The organism is Phenylobacterium sp., assembly GCF_035944335.1.
In the GTDB taxonomy this organism is placed as follows: domain Bacteria; phylum Pseudomonadota; class Alphaproteobacteria; order Caulobacterales; family Caulobacteraceae; genus Phenylobacterium.
In genome coordinates this window covers 1-2,391 of the sequence record NZ_DASZBG010000053.1, presented here as the reverse complement: position 1 = coordinate 2,391, position 2,391 = coordinate 1, and the positions used below count along the sequence as shown (strand labels likewise).

General features: G+C 68.5%; 2 protein-coding genes. Both read left to right on the top strand.

The window, feature by feature from the left end; all coding sequences use genetic code 11:
* Positions 1-108 precede the first annotated feature (108 nt).
* Entirely contained in the window at positions 109-1,635 is a 1,527-nt protein-coding gene (locus VGT80_RS09925; protein WP_327455302.1) for a UbiD family decarboxylase, read from the top strand.
* 357 nt (positions 1,636-1,992) lie between these two features.
* Positions 1,993-2,391 (top strand): hypothetical protein (locus VGT80_RS09920; protein WP_327455300.1); only part of this gene is annotated, 399 nt, incomplete at its 3' end.

Here is a 2,391-nt window from a genome sequence, read left to right as displayed (position 1 = left end):
GGGCGGCGATCTTCGGCGGGACGTCGTCGAGGTCGAGGCGCTTCATGGGACCCATCCTAGACCCGGCGCGGCCGGCGCTCTAGGTTCCGCGCCGCAAGAGGAGGGCTGATGGCCTACCGGTCGCTGCGCGAGTTCATGGGCAAGCTGGAGGCGGCGGGCGAGCTGGTGCGCGTCGCCGAGCCCGTCTCGACCGTGCTGGAGATCACCGAGATCCAGCGGCGCCTGCTGGCCACCGGCGGCCCCGCCGTGCTGTTCGAAAATCCCATCCGCGCCGATGGCCAAACCTCGTCGATCCCGGCGCTCGCCAACCTGTTCGGCACCGTCAAGCGGGTGGCCATGGGCGTCACCCTCGACGGCCGCGCCCGCGCCACCGCCGCTGACCTGCGCGAGGTGGGCGAACTTCTGGCCTTCCTGCGCCAGCCCGAACCGCCGCGCGGCTTCAAGGACGCCATGGGCATGCTGCCGCTGGCCCAGACCATCATGTCCATGCGCCCGCAGATCATGAAGCGCGCGCCCGTCCAGCAGGTGGTGCTGACGGGGCGCGACATCGACCTCGCCAGCCTGCCGATCCAGACCTGCTGGCCGGGCGAGCCCGCGCCCCTGATCACCTGGCCGCTGGTGGTCACCAAGGGTCCGTCGACCGCGCGCGAGGACGACTACAACCTCGGCATCTACCGCATGCAGGTGATCGGCCGCGACCGCACCCTCATGCGCTGGCTGGCCCACCGCGGCGGCGCCCAGCACCATCGCCGCTGGAAGGCGGAAGGCCGCCGCGAGCCGCTGCCCGCCTGCGCCGTGATCGGCGCCGATCCGGGGACCATCCTGGCGGCCGTCACGCCGGTGCCCGACACCCTCTCGGAATACCAGTTCGCGGGCCTGTTGCGCGGGGCCAAGGTCGAGCTGGTCCCGGCCAAGACCGTGCCCCTGATGGTGCCCGCCAACGCCGAGATCGTCATCGAGGGCCATGTGCTGCTCGACGAATACGCCGACGAGGGCCCCTACGGCGACCACACCGGCTACTACAATTCGGTCGAGCGCTTCCCGGTGTTCCAGGTCAGCGCCATCACCATGCGCCGCGACCCGATCTACCTGACCACCTTCACCGGCCGGCCGCCGGACGAGCCCTCGGTCCTGGGCGAGGCGCTCAACGAGGTGTTCATCCCGCTCCTGCAGCAGCAGTTCCCGGAGATCGTCGACTTCTGGCTGCCGCCGGAGGGCTGCTCCTACCGCATCGCCGTGGTCTCCATGAAGAAGGCCTACGCCGGCCACGCCAAGCGGGTGATGATGGGCGTCTGGAGCTACCTGCGGCAGTTCATGTACACCAAGTGGGTGATCGTCGTGGACGACGACATAAACGCCCGCGACTGGAAGGACGTCATGTGGGCCATCTCCACCCGCATGGACCCGGCCCGCGACGTGACCATCGTGGAGAACACCCCCATCGACTACCTCGACTTCGCCTCGCCGGAGAGCGGGCTGGGCTCGAAGATCGGCCTCGACGCCACCAACAAATGGCCGCCGGAGACGAAGCGCGACTGGGGCGAAAAGCTCGGCATGGACCGCGCGACCATCGAGGCGGTGACTGAGAAGTGGGCGAAGCTGGGCCTGCCGGGGGATGGGCGGCCGGTGGATTGAGCGCCGCAGAGCCCGGATCGATGCCGACCGAATAGGATCGAGCGCCTGAATCCCACTCACCGCTCATCCCGGCGAAGGCCGGGACCCAGATGGAATGACTCAGACGCGGGGCTCTATGGCGTCGGAGCTCGTCCAATCCTCCATCCAGCTTTCCATGGAGATCAGTCTTCAAGGGAAGGCGGCTGTGATGACGCAGACGAAGGATGTCGTCTTCAGAGACCTGCAGTTCGATCGCACTTACCTAAACGCGACGTGGCCGAGTGCGCGAAGCTGGATGGGTCTCTAGCCACTCCCATGATCGCCGGCCACGCGATTACGCCTTGACCGATCGCCGCGCATATGTTCTACTTTTGTTCTATGGACAGCGACGCCGAGATGATGGAGCGCCACGCCCGCCTGCTGGGCCGCTTCGCCGAGCAGGCGGCGAGCCTGGCGGAGGACCTCCATGCCGCCGCGCTGGCCGCCGAGAGCCCGGCCGAGAAGCAGTCGCTGAGCTTCGCCTTCCACCGCATGGGCCGGACGCTGCGCCAGACCTGCGCCCTGGAAGCCAAGCTCCGCCGCGACGCCAAACGCCAGGACCACGTCGAACAGGATCGGGGCAGGAAGGCCGCCGAGGCCCGCGTCGCGGCCCACCAGAACAAGCTCTCCGCCGCCGTTCAGCGGCTCATCTGGACCGAGGCCGAGGGCGAGGGCCAGGGCGACACGCTCAAGGCCGAACTCGAAGACCGCCTCGAAATCGAGGTCCTCGACGTCGAA

What these genes read in the sequence shown, in the direction of transcription:
- VGT80_RS09925 (WP_327455302.1), top strand. Translation starts at nt 109, where the DNA reads ATGGCCTACCGGTCGCTGCGCGAGTTCATGGGCAAGCTGGAGGCGGCG.